Origin of the sequence: Sorangium sp. So ce381 (assembly GCF_051473845.1) — a bacterium.
GTDB classification, from domain to species: Bacteria; Myxococcota_A; Polyangia; order Polyangiales; family Polyangiaceae; genus Sorangium; species Sorangium atrum.
The window spans coordinates 2,767,595-2,788,300 of the sequence record NZ_CP150336.1 but is presented as its reverse complement, the minus strand read 5'-3'; the positions used below and the strand labels follow the sequence as shown (position 1 = coordinate 2,788,300).

Genomic DNA, 20,706 nt, shown 5'->3' with positions numbered 1-20,706 from the left:
AGCCCCGCCCCTCACGTGAATGCGTTGCGCCGGACGATGGTCGCATCTCGGTCCGCGCCGACCGAGACGACATCGGCCTGCATGCCCGTCTCCTTCTCGCCTATCTTCACGTAGTGCTGCGCCGCCGCGGGCAGCTCGGTCATCGACCGCGCGCCGCCGATCGGCTCGCTCCACTCGTCCACCGACTCCACCATCGGCTTCGCTGTCGCGATCTCGTCGACCCTCCGCGCGTGACATCCGATCCGGCGCGGCGCAACGTGAATGAACGCGAGGAGGGAGAAGGATGGCGAGCGCGGCGACGACATCCCTGACGCCCCCTGGCCGCACCCTGCCGGGGCACGACTTCGCCGGTCAACCGGCGTCGGCGGCGCCAATGCGCGTCGCGCGCCCGATCCTCGACCGCCCACTTCCCGGCTCGATGGCTCCCCATCATGTCCGGAGAGATGCGTCGCGCGCCCCTCAGCGCGAGGCGACGTCCTGCCCGCGCTGCTGCGCGGGGAACGGGTTCGGCCACAGCGGCAGGAGCGACTGACGGTAGACGGTGAGACGCAGAAGGTCGATGCCCGCAATGGCGGCGAACGCCATCGCATTGTCTGTCCCGTAGCTCCCCTGGAGCGAGAGGCTGATGCCGAGCGGCGCCCCCAGCGTGAGCGCGCCGGCCACGCCCGTGGAACCTGCGCCCCAGAAGCGGCGGTAGCCGCCCGCGTCGAGGGCGAGGCCCAGCTGGCCAGCCTGGAAGCCGCGCGTCGCGACCCGGGCGAGCAGCGCGAGATCGATGCCGCTGTCGAGGATCGGCGTCGCTCGCATCAGGCCGCCGACGATGACGGGCGCGTCGGGCGTGGTCCCGACGCCGACGTCGCACGACAGCGCGCCGTCGAAGACGAGATCGCTTTCCCCCTGCTTCCAGCCGACCGCGCCGGCGCCCACGAAGGTCCACGCGGAGGCGTCCGCGCGCGAAGGCGAAGACCAGGCGAGCGGGGCGAGCAAGGCGCCGACGGCGGCGAGGCAGGCGATGGGCGAGCGCACGCGAGCGAGCTAGCACGAAGCGCCGAGCGGCGATAGGTCAGCGCGCGGGGCCGCGCCGCTCGACGATGTGCCGCGCCACGAGCGCGGCCACCTCGGGATCGAAGAGGAGCGTGTTGTGCCCACGCCCCTCCATCACCCGCACCTCGCCGCCCGGCAGCGCGTGCGCGATGGGCGAGCGGACCAGCGTGTCGGCCCCCGCGACGATCGACAGGTGCGGGATGCTCGAGCGCGCCGTCCCGAGGAGGACGCGCCGGAGGACCGGGCTCGACGCGTCGAGATCGCGCGCGCCGCCGAAGCCGAGCAGCGCCGCGCGCGGGATGCCGCCGAACGGGCTCGCCATGGAGATGGTCTGCACGATGCGCGGATCGCCGACCTCCTGCGCGAAGAAGCGGCACACGATCCCGCCCATGCTGTGGCCGACGAGGTGCAAGCGCGCCCCGTCCGGCAGCGCCGCGACGAGCGCCGCGAGGCGCTCTGACAGCGCCTCGACGCCGGGCCCCGGCGCGTAGGACATCGTCGCGGTGTGGACCGACCACGACGGCTCGGCGCGCGCCGGGTCCGTCCGACCACGCGCCCGGGAGGCGCGCGACAGGGCGGCGTGGCGCTCGATCGCCGTGCGCAACGGCCGGAGGACGCCGGCGGAGGCGAAGAGCCCGTGAAGGATGACCACCACCTCGTCGCCGTCGCGCGCCCCTTCAGGGATCACCGGCGCGAGGGTGTCGTAAGGCAGGAGGACCGCCTGCCTCGCGAACGAGGCCACCTCCCTGCCAGCTGTCGCCGCGAAGGCCGACGCACGGAACCACCTCGCCACGTGGTGGCTCTTACCATGGATCCGTCGCGTGACGTCCCCGTGGCTCGCGACGCGCTGTGTCGCGGGCGCGCGCCTCGAGGACGCCGCGCGGGCGGCAAGGAGGCCGGTCACGGCCGCAGCAGCCAGACATGGAAGCTGCGGAACGCCCCCCGGAGCGCGCGGATCCGGACCAGGTCCCCCGGCGCGACGTCGCGCAGCGGCACCCGGATCTCGGACCAGCGGTCCAGAGGGCGCTCTGGCACCTCGACGCGCGCCTCGTCCGGGGCGCGCTCGACCGCCACGCCGATCGCGATCGGGCCGCCCCCGTCGGTGCGCAGCGCGAGCACCGCGGGCCCGCGGGCGAACGCGGCGGCCGCTCCGATCGCGAACGACTGCTCGCGCCCCTCGGGGATGATCCTGCCGGCGTCGAACCGCGGCGCACCGCCGCCGTCGCTCCCGTCCCGCAGCACGGCGCCGACGACCCAGCCGCCGCGCGGCGACGGGAACGCGTAGCCGTGCGCCCGCTCGTCGATCAGGTCGGCGATGTCCACCTCGTCGATGGCCCCGTCGCGGCGCTCCCCCGGCGGGGCGAGCGCCGACCAGTCCGCCTCGTAGATCACCTTCTCGTCCGCGGCGCACATCACGTTGTCCTCGATCTTCACCGCGTCGACGCGCCGGCCGAAGACGTCCGCGAGCCCGCCCCACCACGAGGGGTACAGGGCGAAGACGTCAGGCCGCTCGGCGGCGTCGAGCCGCTCGATGAGCTCGACAACGGCCGGCACGCCGTGCACCGAGGCCCGCGCGAACGGCATCCCCCGGTACCCGCCGAGCCCGAGCCCGTCGATGGCCGGGATCCCCGACAGGTACGGGATCGCGCCCGCGTCGCCGAGCAGCACCCGCCGCGGCCGCGGCGCGCGCGCGGCGAGGCGCCGCGCGACCTCGACCTGCTGCCCGGCGATGTTGGCCGAGGAGCGGGCGAAGTGGTCGATCTGCCGCCCGAACCACGCGGAGGGCGCCGCGAGGGCCGCGAGCGCGAGCGCCGCGGCGACGCCGGCCGCGAGCCGCCCCCGCCGCGCGAGCGCCTCGGCCCCGAGGGCCGCCGCGACGAGCAGCATCGCGAGCGCCGGGGCGGCGTAGCGTAGGTTCTGGTAGCGCGCCGTCGCGTTGAGCGCGACGAGGAGCAGCGAGCCGTAGGCGCCGATCAGGAGCGGCACGGCGAGGCGCCGCGCGCGCCGGTCGAGCGCCGCGATCGCGCCGAGCAGCGGCAAGACGTAGGCGTAGGACGGGCCGCCGAGCGCGCTCTCGAGCGCCTGCACCCGCAACGCAGCGAGGTTCTTGATCACCTCCACCGCCTTCTCGAGCGGCGCCGGGTACGGGTTCGAGAGGATGAGCTTGCGCACCGCCCCCGCGGCGCTCCACTCCCCCGTGAGCGCGCGGTTCGCGGCGGCCTGCGCGCCGAGGAGCAGCGCGGTCGGCAGGGACGCGCGCGCGAGCGACGCCGCCGCGCCCAGCGAGCCCGCCGCGTGGGCCACGGCGACCGCGAGCGGCGCCGCGAGCGCGACGGCCTCGGGCCGCGTCGCGACGAGCAGCGCGGCGAGGAGCCCTGCCCGGAGCTGCTCGGCCGGGCGCTGCGCCGGCGGGGCGAGCTCGGCGCGCCGCACCGCGACGAGCGCCCGGCCCATCACCGCGCCGAGCAGCGCGACCTCCATCCCGGAGAACCAGCTCCAGTCGAGCAGCGGCACGGCCACGACGAAGAGCGGCGCGACCCAGGCGACCCAGCGGGAGGAGGCGGCGCCGGGCCCGGCGCGCGGCTCGAGGAGCCGCCGGAGCGACCGGCAGAGGTCGAGCAGCGCGGCGCACGCGAGGAGCGCGGCGAAGAGGCCGAGCCACGCGCCGCGAAACCCGAGCAGGTACCCGGGCGCAAGGACGAGGGGGTACGCCAGGCTGGTCCCGCCCGACGAGTAGCCGTTGCCCGGGATCCACGAGAACGGGTGGCCCAGGGCCGCGGCGCGGGCGAACCCGAAGTGGATGTAGACGTCGTCGAGGGGCGCCGGCCAGACGCCGCCCGTCCTGGCGAGCGCGGGCCCGTAGAACGCCGCGGCGGCGCCGAGCACCGGGATCGCGGCGCTCGCGTGCCACAAGAGCAGCCGGATCCGCGGCGGGCGCCTCACGGCCCGGCCGGTACCACGAAGGAGCCCAGGACGGCGCGCCGATTCTGGCTAGACTGCGCGCCATGGTGCTCAGAGCCGTGGTGGACGAATCGATCGACGCCGCCCACTGGGAGGCCGTCGAGGAGGCGGCCGAGCTCCTGCAAGAGGAGCAAGTCCAGGAGGCGCTCGTCGCGCTGCGCGACGTGATCAAGGCCTCCCCGTCGAACCCGTACGCGTACAACCTGCTCGGGCACGCGCTCTACGAGCTCGGCCAGCTCGAGCCCGCGCGCGACGCGTACCGCGCCGCCGTGCGGCTCGCGCCGAGCTTCCTCGGGGCGCGGGTGGCCCTGTCGCACGCGCTCCGTCGCCTCGGCGACACGGACGGCGCGATCGCGCAGGCGAAGGAGGCGCTCCGCCGGTTCCCGAAGGACGGCGAAGCGATGCACGCGATGGGGCTCGCGTACGCGGCCCGCGGCAACCGCGCGCTCGCGCGGAAGCACCTCCAGGGCTTCCTGGACGCGGGCCCCGAGGTCGAGTCCGCCATGGAGGTGCGGCAGATCCTCGAGATGCTCGGCGTCGGGGACGACGACGAGCCGCTCCAGTTCGAGTAGCCTTCCCCGGCGCACGCGCGCGCGGCGCGCCGGAGGCAAGGAACTCGATGGCGACCACCCCGCACTTCGATCTCATCATCATCGGCACGGGGCCGGGCGGCGAAGGCGCCGCCATGACGGCCGCGAAGCACGGCAAGTCGGTCGCGGCGATCGAGCGCTACACGCGGGTCGGCGGGGGCTGCACCCACTGGGGGACGATCCCCAGCAAGGCGCTGCGCCGCGCGATCTACCACATGAACCTGATCAACCAGAGCCCCATCTACAAGCGGATGGATGTGGTTCCGGAGTACCCGTTCGCCGAGCTCCTCGCGACCGCGAACCGCGTCATCGACGAGCAGGTCGATCTGCGGGAGAGCTTCTACGACCGGAACGGCGTCCAGCTCATTCCGGGGCAGGCCAGCTTCGTCGATCCGCGCACGATCGAGGTGGAGGGCGACGGGGGCCAGCGCCGGCGTTACACGGCCGACAGCTTCATCATCGCGACCGGCTCGCGGCCGTACCGGCCGGCCGACATCGACTTCAGCCACCCCCGCATCTTCGACAGCGACACGCTGCTGCGCATGGATCACACCCCCCGGAGCATCACGATCTTCGGGGCGGGCGTCATCGGCTGCGAGTACGCGTCGATGCTGCGCAACATGCAGGTCGCCGTGAACCTCGTGAACACGCGCGCCCATCTCCTGGAGTTCCTCGACGACGAGATCACCGACGCGCTCGGGTACCACTTCTGCGACAAGGGGATCCGCGTCCTGAACGGCGAGGAGCACGAGGCGGTCGAGGCCACGAAGGAGGGCGTCGTGCTCTCCCTGAAGAGCGGGAAGAAGCTCCGGAGCGAGGTCTTCCTCTGGGCCAACGGGAGGTCGGGCAACACGGCCGATCTCGGCCTGGAGAGCGTCGGGATCACGCCGAACAAGCGCGGTCAGATCGAGGTGAGCGAGACGTTCCAGACGAGCCAGCCGCACATCTACGCGGTCGGCGACGTTGTCGGCTTCCCGGCGCTCGCGAGCGCGAGCTACGACCAGGGCCGGTACGCCGCCAGCCACCTCTGCGGCGACGCCGACGACAAGCTGGTCCGGGACATCCCCACGGGCATCTACACGACGCCCGAGATCTCGTCGCTGGGCAAGAGCGAGCGGGAGCTCACGGCGGAGAAGGTGCCCTACGAGGTGGGGAAGTCGACGTTCAAGACGCTCGCGCGCGCCCAGATCACAGGCCAGCAGGTCGGGATGCTGAAGCTGATCTTCCACCGCGAGACGCTCGCGCTGCTCGGGATCCACTGCTTCGGCGAGAACGCCGCGGAGATCATCCACATCGGGCAGGCGATCATGTCGCAGCCTGCGCCGCACAACACGATCCGGTACTTCGTGAACACGACGTTCAACTACCCCACCATGGCCGAGGCCTACCGCGTCGCGGCGCTCGACGGGCTGGGGCGCGTGTTCTGAGGGCGCGGCTCCCGAGCGCCCCGGGCCCGCCCCTGGCAGCGTCCGGCGAGTCCGTGGCGCGCGTCAGGGCCGTCGAGCGGGGCAGCGGCGCGCGGGCGCTGGGATCGGCGGTTGCCAGCGCGCGGCGCGGCGGTGATACTCCCGGGAGGAGCACGCTGTCATGGCCGCCGCTGCACCCCTCCTCGCCCCCCCTGCCGAACGCGCCGACGCGGTCGCGGCGGACGGCTCGGAAGACCAGCTCTTCGTCGTTCATGACGTCTCATGGGAAGAGTACGAGGCCCTCCTGACGGTCCTCGGCGACCGTGCGGGCGTGCGGGTGACGTACTGCGAGGGAGTGCTGGAGCTGATGAGCCCGGGCGGACCCCACGAGGGGCGGAAGAAGATCCTGGCCCGCCTCGTCGAGGCCTATGCCGAAGAGGCGGAGCTGCCGCTCAGCGGATACGGCAGCATGACCGTCCGCAAGAGGCTCGCGGAGCGGGGGGTGGAGCCGGACGAATGCTACGTGCTCGGGACGGTCGAGGACGGGGAGATCCCGGAGCTCGCGATCGAGATCATCGAGAAGAGCGGGACGATCAACAAACTCTCCGTCTATGCGGGGCTCGGCGTGCCCGAGGTCTGGTTCCTGAAGAAGGGGAAGCTCTCCATCCACCTCCTCGGCCCGGACGGCTACGCGGAGGCCGGGCAGAGCCGGCTCCTGCCCGGGCTCGACGTCGCGTGGCTGACGGAGTTCATGCTGCGCAAGGGGGATCAGACGTCCGTGGTGCGCGCGTGGCGCGCGAGGCTCCGGGAGCGGAGCGCCAGGTGAGCTCGGTCCGCTGAGCGACGAAGCGCCGTCTGCCGAGGCGCTTCGAGGCCAGCCCCCTACCCCCCGCCGCTCACCCGCGCCGCGCACGCCGCGGCGATCACCTCGGCCCCCGCCTCTCGCGCCGCGATCTCGCACGCGCGCCACGCCGCGAGCCGCTCGGGCCCCGCGGCGCCACGCGGCGCCGCCGCGACCCGCGCCTCGACCGAGCGCGCGAAGGCGTCCAGCGCCGCCTCGTCCCCGCGCTCCGACAGGAGCGCGCCCAGCGTGAGCGCCGCGTGCGCGACATGCCGCTCCGCGCCCGGGTACATCTCCTCCGAGAGCGCCTCGACGAGCGCCGGGACGTCGCGGCGCGCCGCGGCCTCGCGCGCCCGCACCTCGGGCGCCGCGGCCTCGGCCCCTGCGACGCCGAGGCGCCGCTCCAGGTAGCCGACCACCGAGCGGGCGACGCGCTGGAACGACGCGAGCCCGTCGGTCGGCGCCTCGAGCACGCCGCCCCCGGCCCGCGCGCCCGCGACGTCGAGGTCGAGCACGATGACGAGATCCTCCCGCTCCCCGATGACCAGGAGGTCGTGCGCCCAGTCGAGCGAGCGCTCCTCCGCGAGCCACGCCGTCGCCCGCGCGACGTCGCCGCGCGGCAGGATGAGCGTCCCGTCCGGGAGCGCGATGCCGTCCGCCGCCGCGTAGAGCGCCGCGAGATCCGGCGGCTCGGCCAGCGCGAGGGACCACGCGCCCGCCCCTGCCGCCGGGGGCCGCGCCTCCACGCCGGAGCGCGCGAGCAGCGCGGCGACGCGCGACGCGAGCACGAGAGCCGCGCTCATGGAGCCGGCACCCGCCCGCGGGGTGCGTCCGCGAGGTTCTGGAGGAAGCCGTGGGCCTGCGCGGCCGCCGCTGGCACGTCGAAGATCACGAAGTGGCCGTCGCTCCCCTCGGGGACCGGCCACTGCGCGAGCAACCCCGACGCGCGGCCGTCGGCGAGGTTGCCGGCGAGCCCTCCGGGCGGCACCTCGACGGGCGCGGGGCCGCCGAAGCCGTACTCCGGGATCGGGAGCTGCGCAGGCAGCTGCAGCGGCAAGCCCATCGCCAGCGCGTGCATCTCGATGCCGCGAGGCGGCGCGAACGTGTCGCCGGTGCCATCCGGGTTGATGCCCTCGGTCATGTAGATGCTCTTCGGCGCGAAGCCGTCGCGGGGCGCGACGAACAGGCGCGCAGCGTAGTGGATCGGATCGACAACGTCGACGATCGACTGCGCGAGCGAGATCGCGGGGTGGAACTCGTTCACCTCGCCCTCCTCCTCGCCCATCAGCCCGAGGAAGACCGACTTGACGAGCGCCGCGATGCTCGGCGGCGGGTTCGTCTTCTCGAGCAGGGTGACCGACATGACGGCCGATGCCCCGGAGAGCACACCGCCCCGCGCCGAGTCGTCCGCCGCGAGGTAGAGCGGCCCGTTGAGCCCGCCCTGGGAGTGCCCGAAGAACAGGAGCTTCGACGGGTCGAACCGGATCTGCTCCCCCGTGCTGGACACGGCGGCGGGCACCGCCATCCGCGACTCGGTGAAGAGGCGCGCCCGCTGCACCTCGTCGAGCGCCGACTGCCGCGCGTTCGTCCGCGCCGCGGCCACGTTCTGCACGTTGTAGTAGAGGAGCCCGGCCTGCGACGGATCCTGCGGCGCCTCCGGGCGCGCGCCGTGGAAGATCTGGTCCACGCCCATGACCGCGAGGCACCGCTCCGCGAGCTCCTGGCCGGTGCCGCGGCGGACATAGGAGCGGTAGTCGCCGCCGGTGCCGTGAGCGAAGAGCACGACGGGGTAGCCGGCCTCCGGCATGGGGCAGCGGCTCGCGGCGGGGACCGTGAGCGAGAAGCGCAGGTCGAAGTAGCTCGCGATCACCGGCTCGCCGGCCTTGCTCCCGAAGCCGCCGCCGTCCTCGTGGCTCAGGTACGGCGCCCGGCCGATCTGGTAGTTCGGAGACGGGCCGTACACGCCGGCGTACTCGTCGCACGTCGCCTTGTGGCTGAGGAGCCGCCAGAGCGCGGGCCGCGCCTCCGGCGGCGGGACGTTCGCGAGCAGGTGGTCGCGCAGCGCGAAGAGCTCCGCGGTGGGGTCGGAGGTGGTGAACACCGTGAGGTGAACGATGCGCTCCCGGTCGACGCCCGCGGCCTCGATCTCGTCCACCGCCGGCGCGAGCGCCTCCCTGACGGCGTCGGGCGTGACGCTGGCCGGACCGATCCCGAGCGCGTCGCGGAGCTCCGGGCTCGCCTCCACCGCGCCGCCGCCCTCGCCGCGCACCGCGTCCGTGACGACGAGCGCGTACCGGGTCCGCGGCCGGAGCGGGAAGCCCATCACGGGCATGAAGGCGAGGGTGTTCGCGGGCCAGTAAACGCCGGCCTCACGCCGGAGATAGACCGAGATCGGCCGCCGCGCTCCGCGCTCCGGCGAGCCCGGATCCACGTCGATGAGCTGCACCGTCCCGAGGGGGCTCATGGCGAGCGCGGGCGTCGACGGGAGCGAGGAGACGTCGATCGGCCCGGCGAACCGCAGGAACCCCGCCGCGGCCGGAGAGAAGCCGTCGAGGACCGAGTCCATCTCGTGGATGTACTCGTCGAGGATCCTGAGGCGCCGCGGGTTGTTGTAGCCGTCGAGCCGGACCAGGCCGCCCTCGCGGCGCAGATCGCTCGGCCACGGCGCGTCGAAGAACCGCTCTCCTCGGAGCTCGCCGTGCCGCGCAGGCGAGACCCAGATCGACGAGACGCTCGGGCGCGCATCGCCGCAGCCGAGCGCCGCGACGAGCGACGATGCCGCGGCCGTCGCCGCAGCGAGGGAGGGGCGCATGAGGGCATGGTGGCGCATGCATTCGTCGAGATCGACGGTTCGAGCTCGCGCCGAAGCAGGCAGACCACCGCGGCGCGCGCGGCGCTTCGTCGCGAACGCGCTCGCCTTCATCACGGGCGCGCATGCAGCTCCGTCGCGGACGCGCGCGATCCAGAGCACACGGCGCGCCCGCTCTGGCCGTACTCCATGCCCTCCGCCCGCTACGTTCCAGGCGACGCTCGGCGGACGCCGTGCGCGGCAAGCGCGACGAGCGACCAAGCGCCAGACGAGCGAAGAGAGCGAAGAGAGCGAAGAGAGCGAGGAAAACGAGGCCGATCCGCGCGTTCCGTCGCGAGATGGCCGACTCCGACCTCAGCGGGCGGGCGGCGCTGCGAGCGCCGACGAGGGTGACTTCGCCTTGTGCTTCATATATATATGATTTAGGTGCTCCGGATGTCCCTGGAAGGCAGGATCGCGCTCGTCACGGGTGGGGGTCGCGGCATCGGCAGGGCGATCGCCGAGCGGCTGGCGCAGGGCGGCGCGCGCGTCGCCGTCGCGGGCCGCACGCTGGCCGAGATCGAGGAGACGGCCGCGGCCATCGGGGGCGTCGCCGTCCGGCTCGACGTCGGCGATCGCGAGGGCGCGCCGCCGGCGATCGCCGCGCTCGAAGGCCAGCTCGGGCACATCGACGTGCTCGTCAACAACGCGGGCGTCGCCGAGAGCGCGCCGTTCGACAGGACCAGCGACGAGCTCTGGGACCGCATGCTCGCGGTCAACGTGACCGGCGCCTTCGCGCTCTGCCGCGCCCTGATCCCGAAGATGATCGCGCGCGGGTTCGGGCGCGTCGTCAACGTCGCCTCGACCGCCGGGCTCGTCGGGTGCGCCTACTCGACCGCGTACTGCGCGTCGAAGCACGCCATGGTCGGCATGACCCGCGCCATCGCGGTGGAGATCGCCCGGACGCCGGTGACCATCAACTGCGTCTGCCCCGGCTGGGTGAACACGAGGATGGCGGACGAGGCGATCTCCCGCATCGCCGAGAAGACCGGGCGGGGCGAGGACGCGGCGCGGCGGTCGCTCGAGTCGATGTCGCCTCAGGGCCGGATGGTCGAGCCCGCCGAGGTCGCGCTCGTCGTGGCGATGCTCTGCAGCGACGAGGCGCGCAGCATCCATGGCCAGGCGATCCCGGTCGACGGGGGGCAGGTGATGCGGTGAACGGCGATCTCGAGATCGTGCAGCCGGCCGGGTGGCCTGCGCCGCGAGGCTACGCCAACGGCGTCGTGACGCGCGGCAGGACGCTGCACATCGCGGGGCAGATCGGGTGGGACCCCGCGTCCGGGCAGCTCCGGAGCGACGATCTGGCCGAGCAGTTCGCCCAGGCGCTCGACAACGTGCTCGCGGTCGTCGCGGCCGCCGGCGGGGAGCCGGGCGACGTCGCGCGCATGACCGTCTACGTGACCGATCTCGAGGCGTACAGGGGCTCGCTCCGCGCGATCGGCGCCGCGTGGCGGGCGCGGTTCGGCAAGCACTTCCCGGCGATGGCCCTCGTCGGCGTCGCGGGGCTCGTCGAGCGGCGCGCGCTCGTGGAGATCGAGGCCGTCGCGGCGCTCGACGCGCGCGGCGAGGCCGCGGCCCAGGGCGCGGCCGTGGAGATGGACGCGGCCGCGGCGGCGCCGCCCGGAGCGAGCGCGCGCGGCGAGGGCGGCCCGTGAGGCGCGGGGCGCCGGCGAGGCGGCCGCTCGCCGTGGTCCCCCCGCCGGAGAGCGCGCGCGGCGACCAGGCGGCCGTGCGCGCCTGGGTGCGCATCCTCGCCGTCCACAAGCGCGCGCTCGCGGCCATCCGCGAGGACCTGGAGCACGAGATGACCCTCCCGCGCTTCGACCTCCTGGCGAACCTCGTGCGCAGCGACGGGCAGACGCTCGCGTCGCTCTCCCGCAGCATGCTCGTCACGGCGGGCAACCTCACCGGGCTCGTCGATCGCGCGGCGCGCGACGGCATGGTCGAGCGGCGCGCCGACCCGAGCGACCGCCGCGCGTGGCGGGTGCACCTGACCGCCAAGGGGCAGCGCGCGTTCCGCGACGCCGAGCGGCGGCACGCCGCGCGCGTGGCGAAGGTGTTCTCCGGGCTGAGCCCGGCCGAGCTCTCCACGCTGACGCGGCTGCTCGACAAGCTGCGCACCACGCTCCGCGAGCCGGACATGCCCGTCCCGTCGCGCCCCGGCAGCGCCCGCGCTCACGCCGAGCGGAGCGCGCGCAGCCCCCCGCGGCGCACGCGGACGAAGCCCTGATCGCGCGAGGCTCGCCTCCGACGCGCACCGGACCCAGGAGATCCCCATGACCCTCACACCCCGCTCCTTCCAGCTCGAGATCAGCCGCGGCGTCGCGGAGATCACGCTGAGCCGCCCCGACCGCCTGAACGCCCTCACCTTCGAGGTCTACGGCGAGCTCACGGCGACGTTCCGATCGCTCGAGCGCTCGGCCGCGCGCGCGGTCGTGCTCACCGGAGCGGGGCGCGGCTTCTGCTCGGGCGGCGACGTCGAGGGGATCATCGCCGAGCTGTTCGCGCGCGACGCGCGGGGGCTGCTCGAGTTCACCCGCGCGACCGGCGCGCTGATCCAGAGCATCTGCGAGCTCCGGCGCCCGGTCATCGCCGCCGTCAACGGGGTCGCCGTCGGCGCGGGCGCGGTGATCGCCGCCGCGTGCGACCTGCGCATCGCCGCGGCGAGCGCCCGCTTCGGGTTCATCTTCCCCAAGGTCGGCCTGTCCGGCGCCGACATGGGCGCCTCGTACCTCCTGCCGCGCATCGTCGGCCAGGGGCGCGCCGCCGAGCTGCTCTTCTTCGGCGATCTCATCGGCGCCGACGAGGCGCTCCGCATCGGCCTCGTGAACCGCGTCGTCGCCGACAGCGACGCGCTGGGCGTGGCGCGCGGCTGGGCCGAGCGCCTCGCGCGCGGGCCGGCGTTCGCGCACTCCATCACCAAGCAGATGCTCGAGAGCGAGCGCACGATGCCCCTCGCCGCCGCGATCGAGGCCGAGGCGCAGGCGCAGGCCATCTGCATGGCCCACCCCGACTTCCGCGAGGCCCACGAGGCGAACAGGGCGAGGCGGCCGCCGCGCTTCGAGGGCGCCGATCTCGGCGACGCGCCGGCCGCGCCCGGCGACGCCGACGCGCCCCCCACCCCGCGGTCCACCGGCCTGGAGACGCCCCGCGTATGAGCAGGCTCGCGCTCTCCTCGGCCGATCTCCCCGTCTTCTTCGAGGAGCGCCACGCCGCGCTCGCCGCGCGGCTGACGCCCGAGGCGCTCGCGCCGCTCGCGCGGCTCGCCGAAGCGCACGACGCCGCCGCCGTGGCGCGCTGCATGGGCGAGCCGCTCGGGCTCTACGCGCACCTCGTCCCCGAGGCGCTCGGCGGCGCGCCGATCGGCGGCGGCCGCCCCGCGGACGCGACCGCCATCGACGTGCGCTCGCTCGTCCTCATCCGCGAGGCGCTCGGCCAGGTCGCCCCGCTCGCCGACGCGATCTTCGCGGTGCAAGGGCTCGGCTCGTACCCGATCGTGCTGGCCGGCAGCGACGCGCAGCGCCGCGCGCTCTTGCCCGACGTGCTCTCGGGGCGGCGCATCGGGGCCTTCGCGCTGACCGAGCCCGAGGCGGGCAGCGACGTCGCCTCGCTGAGGACCGAGGCCCGCCGCGAGGGCGACGGATGGGTCCTCGACGGCGAGAAGGTGCTGATCTCGAACGTGCCGCTCGCGCACCACCTCGTCGTCTTCGCCCGCACGGGCGCGCCGCCGCGCGACGGCGGCGCGGCGGGCGAGCGCGGCGGCGGGCGCGCCGCGATCACGGCGTTCCTCGTCGACAGCGGCGCGAAGGGCGTCGCCTCGGAGCCGCTCCCGATGTCGGTCCCGCACCCGATCGGCCGGCTCCGCTTCGAGGGCTGCCGCGTGCCGGACAGCGCGCGGCTCGGCGAGGTGGGCGGCGGCTTCAAGCTCGCGATGCAGACGCTCGACGCCTTCCGGATCTCGGTCGGCGCGGCGGCGAACGGGATGGCGGCGCGCGCGCTCCGCGAGGCGATCGCGCACGTCACGCGGAGGAGGCAGTTCGGGGCGCCCCTGTCCGAGCAGCAGATGGTGCGCGCCTACCTCGCCGAGATGGCGACCGAGCTCGACGCGGCCCGCCTGCTCGTCGCCCGCGCGGCCCACAAGCGCGACACGGCGGCGGCGCGCGTCTCGACCGAGGCGGCCATGGCGAAGATGTTCGCCACCGAGGCGGCGCAGCGGATCATCGACCGCGCGGTCCAGCTCCACGGCGGCATGGGGGTCATCGAGGGGACCGTGGTCGAGCGGCTGTACCGCGAGATCAGGCCGCTGCGCATCTACGAGGGGACGACGGAGATCCAGAAGCTCATCATCGCGAAGGGCATCCTCGAGCGCGCCGCCGCCGAGCCCGCGGCCGACGAGCGCGCTCGCGACGGGGCGCGGTAGCCATGTGGAAGCCGCCGGAGCGGATCCGCCACGCGCTCCCCCGCGAGGAGCCTCCGGCCGCGGGCGAGGCGGCGCGCGCGCGCCTCTTCTCGCCGCTCCGCCTCGCCTCGGGCCTCGAGCTCGCCGAGCGCTCGTGGGTGCCCGCGATGGTTCCATGGCGCGCGACGGAGGAGGGCGTCGTCACGCAGGACGTGCTCGACTGGTACGGCCGCTTCGCCGACGGCCAGCCCGGCGCCCTCGTTGTCGAGGCGACCGGGATCCGCGACGTGCCGAGCGGCCCGCTGCTCCGCGTCGGACACGAGCGGTTCGTCCCTGGGCTCCGGGAGCTCGTCCGGACGGTCCGCGCGCGGAGCGCCGGCCGGACGCGCGTGTTCCTGCAGCTCATCGACTTCCTCCGCATCCGCAGGCGCCCGCCGAAGGACAGGTTCCTGCGGGAGTTCCTGGAGATCACCGACGCGCACCGGCGCGCCCTGTCCGAGGCGCTCGAGGAGCCGCCGCTCCGGGACGCGCCGGAGCTCGAGGTGCGCGCGCGGCTGCTCGCGCTCGACGACGCGCGGCTCGAGGCCGTGCTCGCGCCTCGCGAGCTCGAGGCGCTGCGCTTCGGCGAGCGGGAGCGCGTCACCGACGTCGCGCTCCCGCACATCCGCGACCTGCCGCGGACGCTCCCTGGCCTGTTCGCCGCGGCCGCCGTGAGGGCGCGCGAGGCGGGCTTCGACGGCGTCGAGCTCCACTACGCGCACGCCTACACCATGGCCTCGTTCCTGTCCGCGCTGAACACCCGCTCGGACGGCTACGGCGGCGATCGCGAGCGCCGCGCGCGCCTCCCGCTCGAGGTCTACGCGGCGGTGCGCGCCGCCGTCTCCTCTCGCTTCACGGTGGGCTGCCGCTTCCTCTGTGACGACGTCATCGCGGGGGGCAGCCGGGTCGACGACGCGGCGTTCTTCGCGCTCGCGTTCGCGCGCGCCGGCATGGACTTCCTCTCGCTGTCGACCGGCGGCAAGTTCGAGGACGCGAAGCAGCCCAAGGTCGGCGAGGCCGCGTACCCCTACACCGGCCCGAGCGGGTACGAGTGCATGCCGACCGCGCTCTCGGACGCGGCGGGGCCGTTCGGGCGGCAGGTGCCGAAGCAGGCGCAGATCCGGCGCGCCCTGCGCGCGTCCGGCCTCGGCACGCCGGTCGTCGTGGCGGGGGGGATCTGCACGTTCGCCCAGGCCGAGGAGATCCTCGCGCGCGACGAGGCCGATCTCATCGGGGCGGCACGGCAGACGCTCGCGGATCCCGACTGGTTCCTGAAGGTGCGGCTCGGCCGCAGCGGTGAGGTCCGGCGCTGCATCTATTCCAATTACTGCGAGGCGCTCGATCAGCGCCACCGACCCGTGACGTGTCAGCTCTGGGATCGCGAGGGCCTCGACGAGCCGGGGGTCGCGACCACGGAGGGCGGAAAGCGGCGGCTCACGGCGCCGCGATGGAGGCGAGAGGAGGCGTGACGATGACCGCACCGACGTTCCCTGACGAGTTCAACCTCGCCGACTACTTGCTGTTCGATCGGCTGCGCGAGGGGCTCGGCGACAAGGTCGCGCTGCTCTTCGGCGATCAGCGGCACACCTACGCCGACGTCGCCGAGAAGGTCCAGATGCTCCAGGCGCACCTCGCCGTCGAAGACGTCGCGCTCGAGCAGCGGGTGCTCATCATCCTGCACGACTCGCCCGCGTTCGTCTGGTCCTTCTTCGCGGCGCTGAGCCACGGCGCGGTCGTGGCGATGGGCAACCCCGAGGCGCCCGCGCCCGACCTCGCGCACCTCGTCGAGTACACGCGCGCCGCCGCGGTCGTCACGATCCCGCGCGTGGCCGAGGCGCTCGCGCTTCAAGGCGCGCTCGCGGCCACGAACGTCCGCACCGTCGTGCTGGTGCCCGAGGTCCCGACCGGCGGCGATCTCGAGGCCGATCTCCCCGTCTCGCCGGCCCTCGCGGCGCTTCGGGGCACCTCGCTCCGCGGCGCCCTCGCGCAGGGGCGCGCGGCGCTCGCGGCGAAGCGCGCCCCGGCGGGCCCACGCCCCACCCGGCGCGACGACGTCGCCATCTGGCTGTTCACGTCCGGCTCCACCGGCAGGAGCAAGGCGGCCATGCACACGCACCGCGACTTCGCCTTCAACACCGAGCGCTACGCCAAGGCGACCGCTTGCTACCGCAAGGACGACATCACCGTCTCGGTGCCGCGCCTCTTCTTCGGCTACGCCACGGGCACCAACCTGATGTTCCCCTTCGCCGTCGGCGCGACGTCCGGCCTCTTCGTCGAGCGGCCCACGCCGGAGTCGCTCGCGCGGTACATCGAGCGCTATCGCCCGACGGTCGTCACCAACGTCCCGACCATGATGGGCAAGCTGCTCGATCACGACGACGCCCTCGCGGCGCGCGGCGAGCCGCGCCTCGATCTCTCCAGCGTCCGCTTCCACCTGTCCGCGGGCGAGGCGCTTCCGCCGGCGCTCCTCGAGCGCTTCCGCGGGCGGTTCCACGCCGACGTCTATGACGGCATCGGCTCCGCGGAGATGTTCCACATCTACTGCACGAACCGCCCCGGCGATGTGCGCCCGGGGTCGCTCGGCCGCGTCGTGGAGGGGTACACGATCAAGATCCTCTCCTCGGACGCGGCCGGGCCGGGCGCGCCCGAGCTCCCACCCGGCGAGACCGGCGTCATGTGGGTGAAGGGCGACTCGGTCGCGCTCGGCTACTTCCAGGATCGCGAGAAGAGCTGGGGCACCTTCCACGGCCACTGGTGCCGCACCGGGGATCTCTTCCGCATGGATGCCGAGGGTTACCTCTGGTTCAGCGGGCGCGCCGACGAGCTGCTCAAGGTGGGCGGCGTCTGGGTCGCGCCGGTCGAGGTGGAGGAGTGCCTGACCGAGCACCCGGCCGTCAGCCTCGCCGCCGTGATCGGCGCCGAGGAGGCGGGCCTCGTCAAGCCGAAGGCGTTCATCGTGGTCCGCGACGACGCGCGCGGCCGCGTCGCCACCGACGAGGGGAGGGCCGAGCTCGCCCAGGAGCTCAAGGCCTTCGTGAAGGACCGGCTGAGCAAGCACAAGTACCCGCGCTGGGTCGCCTTCGTCGATGACATCCCCAGGAACGATCGCGGCAAGGCCGATCGCAAGGCGCTCCGGCAGCGCGAGGTCGCCGGCGAGAACCCGGCGGGCCTGTAGCCCATGCAGGCCGCGCCGCGCCTCGCGGAGCTCACGACCGAGGAGCTCGCCGCGCTCCTCTCGGCCGGCGCGCCGTGCGTCGCGCTCGTGCCGGTCGGCTCGGTCGAGCCGCACGGCCCGCACCTTCCGCTCGGTACGGACACGCTCATCGGCGAGGCCGCGGCCGAGCAGGCCGGCCGCCGGCTGTGGGAGCGAGGCGTCGCCGCGCTCGTCGCCCCGCCCGTCGGTTATGGCGTGACCGACTTCGCGGCGGGCTTCGCGGGCGCGATCTCGATCCCGGCGCCCGCGCTCACCGCCTTTCTGCGCGCCGTCGCCGAGGCCTACCTGTCGGCCGGCCTGGCCCATGTCTGCTTCATCAACAACCACCTCGAGCCGGAGCACGACCGCGCCGTGCGCGCCGCCGCCAGCGACCTGCCCCTGGGCCGCGCCTCCGTCGCGTGCCCGCTCGCGCGCCGCTGGGCACGGACGCTCTCCGCGGAGTTCCGGAGCGGCGCCTGCCACGCGGGCCGTTACGAGACCTCGCTCGTCCTCGCCGCGGCCTCCGCCCTCGTCCGGAGAGACATCGCCCATGCGCTGCCCGACCTCGCGCTGAGCCTGTCGGAGGGAATTCAAGCAGGGGTGAAGAGCTTCCGCGCCCTGGGCATGGACGCCGCCTATACCGGCTCTCCGCGCGAGGCATCCGAGGACGAAGGCCGCGCGTTGCTCGATCTGCTCGCGACGATGGTCGTGACCGAGGTCGAAGAAGGGCTCTCCAGGGCTGCCGGTCACGAGCCCATGCCAGGAAAAGGCAGCGGGTAAGCCAAAGGGTGGTCAGGTAGACAAAAGTAGGCGTTTTTGCTCCATCGCCGCTGCCTCACGCTCGCCTGAACGGCAGAATCCGCCATCGACTCACGCGCCTCGGCAAGCTGAACAGGTCACGCAGGCCGCGCGCGCCGCGCAGAAGCCGCGCGCCACGCAGAAGCGCGTAGAAGCGCGCAGAACGTAGAACGTGAGCGGCATCGCAAATGTGCTTCACGGCGCTCGACAATCACCATCGACTTGAGCAATAATGATTATTTTTGTCCTGACATCACAAGCAACATTATCAGATTTTTGACAACAAACCTCGCTTCCCAATTGACGTATTCAAAGAGAAGCCGTAAAACGGTATCGTTTTCCTCGCGCGCTGTTTGACGCCAGAACGATCCGACGGCTGACCTGATGAAGGTGATGCTTTACGGCGCGCATCCAGATGGTGGTTTTGGCGGGGGCGCTCTCTGGCGTTCCTGCGCGATGGCATCACATGCAGCCTCGCGGGCGGAGCTGGCCCGGCGATGCGGATCGGAGAGCATCATGAGGAATCGAACGATCGTGCGAGGGTCTCGGCATCTGCTCCTGGCCTCTCTTGCCGCCGCCTCCGGCGCGGCGCTCGCCGGGTGCGTTGGCGTACAAGACGAAGGTGGCGAGCTGCTCGGTGAGGCGCAGCAGGCCGTGACGGTCTGTGTGACTCTCCAGCGCACCGGGACGACGGGCGTGGTCAAGGATGCCCTCATCAATTCGACCTATCCCAACTACACGCCCACCGGGGCCGACATGTACGCCGGCGAGAGCTCCGGTTCCCAGATGCGCGCGCTGATCGCGTTCGATCTCTCGTCGATCCCTGCCAACGCCACCATCGTCTCAGCGGATCTCTCCCTCTACATAGGCGCCGCGCCCCCCCCGGGTGTGATGCGGGCGCACCGGATCACGACGGCCTGGGACGAGAACACGGTGACGTGGAACTCGCACTCGGCCGCCTGGGATCCGACGGTCCTGGGGTACCTCACGGCGGACGCCGGATACAACTACTCTTACCACACGCTCAGCCTCACCGAGCTCGTGCAGAGCTGGGTGAGCGGCGCCGTCCAGAACCACGGCGTGCTCTTCGAGCAAGACACGAGTCGCACCCACATCAGGACGAGCGAGGTCTCGCTGGATAAGAGGCCGTCTCTCCGCGTCTGCTACGACAGCGCGACGGGGGGCACGACGGCGACGTCGAGCAGCTCCAGCTCCTCGACGACCTCCTCCACGACGGCGAGCTCCACCTCCTCCACGACCTCCTCCACGACGGCGAGCTCCACCTCCTCCACGACGGCAAGCTCCACCTCCTCCACGACCTCCTCCACGACGGCGAGCTCCAGCAGCGCGGGCGGCGCCGGGGGCGCGGGCGGCGCCGGGGGCGCGGGCGGTGCGGGCGGCGCCGGAGGCGCGGGGGGTGGAGGCGGGGGCGGCGTGCCTGGCCTGCCGATCAGCTGCAACAGCAGCACCCCGGGCGCAGGTGCCAATTGCGGCGTCGAGGGGGGTGATAACTGCTGCTCTACCCTCCCGGTCCCGGGCGGCACGTTCAACCGGCTCAACAATGCGGGCCTGCCGGCGACGGTCAGCAGCTTCTACCTCGACAAGTACTCGGTCACGGTGGGGCGGTTCCGCCAGTACCTCGAGCAGACCGGCGGCCCGACCCAGGCCAACCCGCCGGCCGCCGGCGCGGGTGCACACCCGAAGATCGCGAACAGCGGCTGGGACCCGTCGTGGAACACTTACCTCACGGCCAACACGAGCGCGCTCAAGACGGCGCTCATCTGCGATCCCTATGGATGGCCGTCCTGGAGCGACACGCCGGCAGGTAAGGAGAAGAAGCCGATCGTCTGCGCGACGTGGTACGAGCTGTTCGCGTTCTGCGCGTGGGACGGCGGCCGGCTGCCGACCCAGGCGGAGGTCAACTACGCCTCTGCGGGCGGCAACGAGCAGCGCCTCTACCCGTGGGGCGGCTCGAGCGTCTACGATATCACGCTTCAGGACGCGTCCTGGTGCTGCCAGGGCGACGGCTCGGTGGCGGGCGACTGCGTCACGGGGTATCCGTCGCTCTATCCCTGCTCGCAGACGGACCTCACGGACGTCGGCAAGTTCCCCCATGGCGCCGGGCGGTGGGGTCACCTCGACCTGGCCGGCAACGCGTACAAGGCCACCCGCGACGGCTCGGACAACTATTCGCTGCTGACGCCCTGCAACGACTGCTCGCGGCTCGACAACAGCTCGAGCACGCGCTTCATGCACGGCGGCAGCTTCCTGGCCGCGGCCTTCAAGCAGACGACGGACTATCAGGTCTCCTACGCGGGCACCTCGCGGCGCTACTACGTCACAGCGACGTGCGCGCGCGATCTCTCCACGCCGTGACGCCGCTCCAGCCGGCGGACCGGCGAGGCGGCCGCGCGCCGCGCTGGTGAAGCCGGCGGGCGCGGGTCCGCCGCGCACGTCGCGCCAAGGCGCCCGCCGGCCCTGCCGGGCCTCCCAGAGGCGGGCGCCTCCTGCCGGCGAGCCGCTCGCTCCCGTGCCCTCCCACGCTGCTGAATCCCCTGAACTTGGCCCTCGCCGACGCCGCCTGATA

At 73.4% G+C, this 20,706-nt stretch carries 17 protein-coding genes and 1 pseudogene; 12 read left to right on the top strand and 6 right to left on the bottom strand.

Annotation, left to right across the window (positions count from 1 at the left end; genetic code table 11):
• Positions 1-11 precede the first annotated feature (11 nt).
• The 4 genes and pseudogenes from WMF29_RS10690 to WMF29_RS10675 all read right to left on the bottom strand — a co-directional run.
• Positions 12-221: pseudogene (locus WMF29_RS10690) on the bottom strand (adenylosuccinate synthetase); the annotation flags it as partial.
• A gap of 238 nt (positions 222-459) precedes the next feature.
• Positions 460-1,026 carry a hypothetical protein gene (locus tag WMF29_RS10685; protein ID WP_437328740.1) on the bottom strand — a complete coding sequence of 189 codons (567 nt, stop codon included), beginning with the start codon at positions 1,024-1,026 and terminating at the stop codon, positions 460-462.
• 37 nt (positions 1,027-1,063) lie between these two features.
• Positions 1,064-1,837, bottom strand: a complete 774-nt coding sequence (locus WMF29_RS10680) for an esterase/lipase family protein (RefSeq protein WP_437328739.1) — start codon at positions 1,835-1,837, stop codon at positions 1,064-1,066.
• Positions 1,838-1,944: 107 nt separating this feature from the next.
• Positions 1,945-3,987, bottom strand: coding sequence for a hypothetical protein (locus WMF29_RS10675; protein ID WP_437328738.1), 2,043 nt, complete (start codon positions 3,985-3,987; stop codon positions 1,945-1,947).
• 62 nt (positions 3,988-4,049) lie between these two features.
• On the opposite strand from WMF29_RS10675, the gene WMF29_RS10670 reads away from it, so the two are divergent.
• From WMF29_RS10670 to WMF29_RS10660, 3 genes are all read left to right on the top strand, one after another.
• Complete coding sequence (locus WMF29_RS10670) at positions 4,050-4,577, top strand: tetratricopeptide repeat protein (protein WP_437328737.1); 528 nt, start codon at positions 4,050-4,052, stop codon at positions 4,575-4,577.
• A gap of 47 nt (positions 4,578-4,624) precedes the next feature.
• On the top strand, positions 4,625-6,022 hold the full coding sequence (gene sthA / locus WMF29_RS10665) for a Si-specific NAD(P)(+) transhydrogenase (protein WP_437328736.1): 1,398 nt from the start codon (positions 4,625-4,627) through the stop codon (positions 6,020-6,022).
• A gap of 160 nt (positions 6,023-6,182) precedes the next feature.
• Positions 6,183-6,827, top strand: a complete 645-nt coding sequence (locus WMF29_RS10660; protein ID WP_437328735.1) for a Uma2 family endonuclease — start codon at positions 6,183-6,185, stop codon at positions 6,825-6,827.
• Positions 6,828-6,883: 56 nt separating this feature from the next.
• Here the strand turns inward: WMF29_RS10660 and WMF29_RS10655 are convergent, their stop codons facing one another.
• Entirely contained in the window at positions 6,884-7,645 is a 762-nt protein-coding gene (locus tag WMF29_RS10655) for a hypothetical protein (protein ID WP_437328734.1), read from the bottom strand.
• Entirely contained in the window at positions 7,642-9,654 is a 2,013-nt protein-coding gene (locus WMF29_RS10650) for a hypothetical protein (RefSeq protein ID WP_437328733.1), read from the bottom strand. Before WMF29_RS10650 ends, WMF29_RS10655 begins: the two co-directional genes overlap by 4 nt.
• Positions 9,655-10,086: 432 nt before the next feature.
• Between WMF29_RS10650 and WMF29_RS10645 the strand changes: the two genes are divergently transcribed.
• The 9 genes from WMF29_RS10645 to WMF29_RS10605 all read left to right on the top strand — a co-directional run bounded on the left by WMF29_RS10645 (position 10,087) and on the right by WMF29_RS10605 (position 20,495).
• Positions 10,087-10,848: an SDR family NAD(P)-dependent oxidoreductase gene (locus WMF29_RS10645; protein ID WP_437331101.1), complete on the top strand. Its 762-nt coding sequence runs from the start codon at positions 10,087-10,089 to the stop codon at positions 10,846-10,848.
• Positions 10,845-11,345, top strand: coding sequence for a RidA family protein (locus WMF29_RS10640; protein ID WP_437328732.1), 501 nt, complete (start codon positions 10,845-10,847; stop codon positions 11,343-11,345). The genes WMF29_RS10645 and WMF29_RS10640 overlap by 4 nt, the downstream gene beginning before the upstream one ends.
• 32 nt (positions 11,346-11,377) lie before the next feature.
• Complete coding sequence (locus tag WMF29_RS10635; RefSeq protein WP_012234634.1) at positions 11,378-11,920, top strand: MarR family winged helix-turn-helix transcriptional regulator; 543 nt, start codon at positions 11,378-11,380, stop codon at positions 11,918-11,920.
• A gap of 40 nt (positions 11,921-11,960) precedes the next feature.
• On the top strand, positions 11,961-12,848 hold the full coding sequence (locus WMF29_RS10630) for an enoyl-CoA hydratase family protein (RefSeq protein WP_437331100.1): 888 nt from the start codon (positions 11,961-11,963) through the stop codon (positions 12,846-12,848).
• Positions 12,845-14,110: an acyl-CoA dehydrogenase family protein gene (locus WMF29_RS10625; RefSeq protein WP_437328731.1), complete on the top strand. Its 1,266-nt coding sequence runs from the start codon at positions 12,845-12,847 to the stop codon at positions 14,108-14,110. The genes WMF29_RS10630 and WMF29_RS10625 overlap by 4 nt, the downstream gene beginning before the upstream one ends.
• A 2-nt stretch (positions 14,111-14,112) precedes the next feature.
• A complete protein-coding gene (locus WMF29_RS10620; protein ID WP_437328730.1) occupies positions 14,113-15,597 on the top strand; it encodes an NADH:flavin oxidoreductase in 1,485 nt (494 codons plus the stop codon).
• A gap of 2 nt (positions 15,598-15,599) precedes the next feature.
• On the top strand, positions 15,600-17,303 hold the full coding sequence (locus tag WMF29_RS10615) for a benzoate-CoA ligase family protein (protein ID WP_437328729.1): 1,704 nt from the start codon (positions 15,600-15,602) through the stop codon (positions 17,301-17,303).
• 3 nt (positions 17,304-17,306) lie between these two features.
• The gene (locus WMF29_RS10610; RefSeq protein ID WP_437328728.1) at positions 17,307-18,101 is read left to right on the top strand and encodes a creatininase family protein; all 795 of its coding nucleotides are present in this window, start codon (positions 17,307-17,309) and stop codon (positions 18,099-18,101) included.
• Between the two features lie 534 nt (positions 18,102-18,635).
• Positions 18,636-20,495 carry a DNRLRE domain-containing protein gene (locus WMF29_RS10605; RefSeq protein ID WP_437328727.1) on the top strand — a complete coding sequence of 620 codons (1,860 nt, stop codon included), beginning with the start codon at positions 18,636-18,638 and terminating at the stop codon, positions 20,493-20,495.
• The last annotated feature ends 211 nt before the right edge of the window (positions 20,496-20,706 follow it).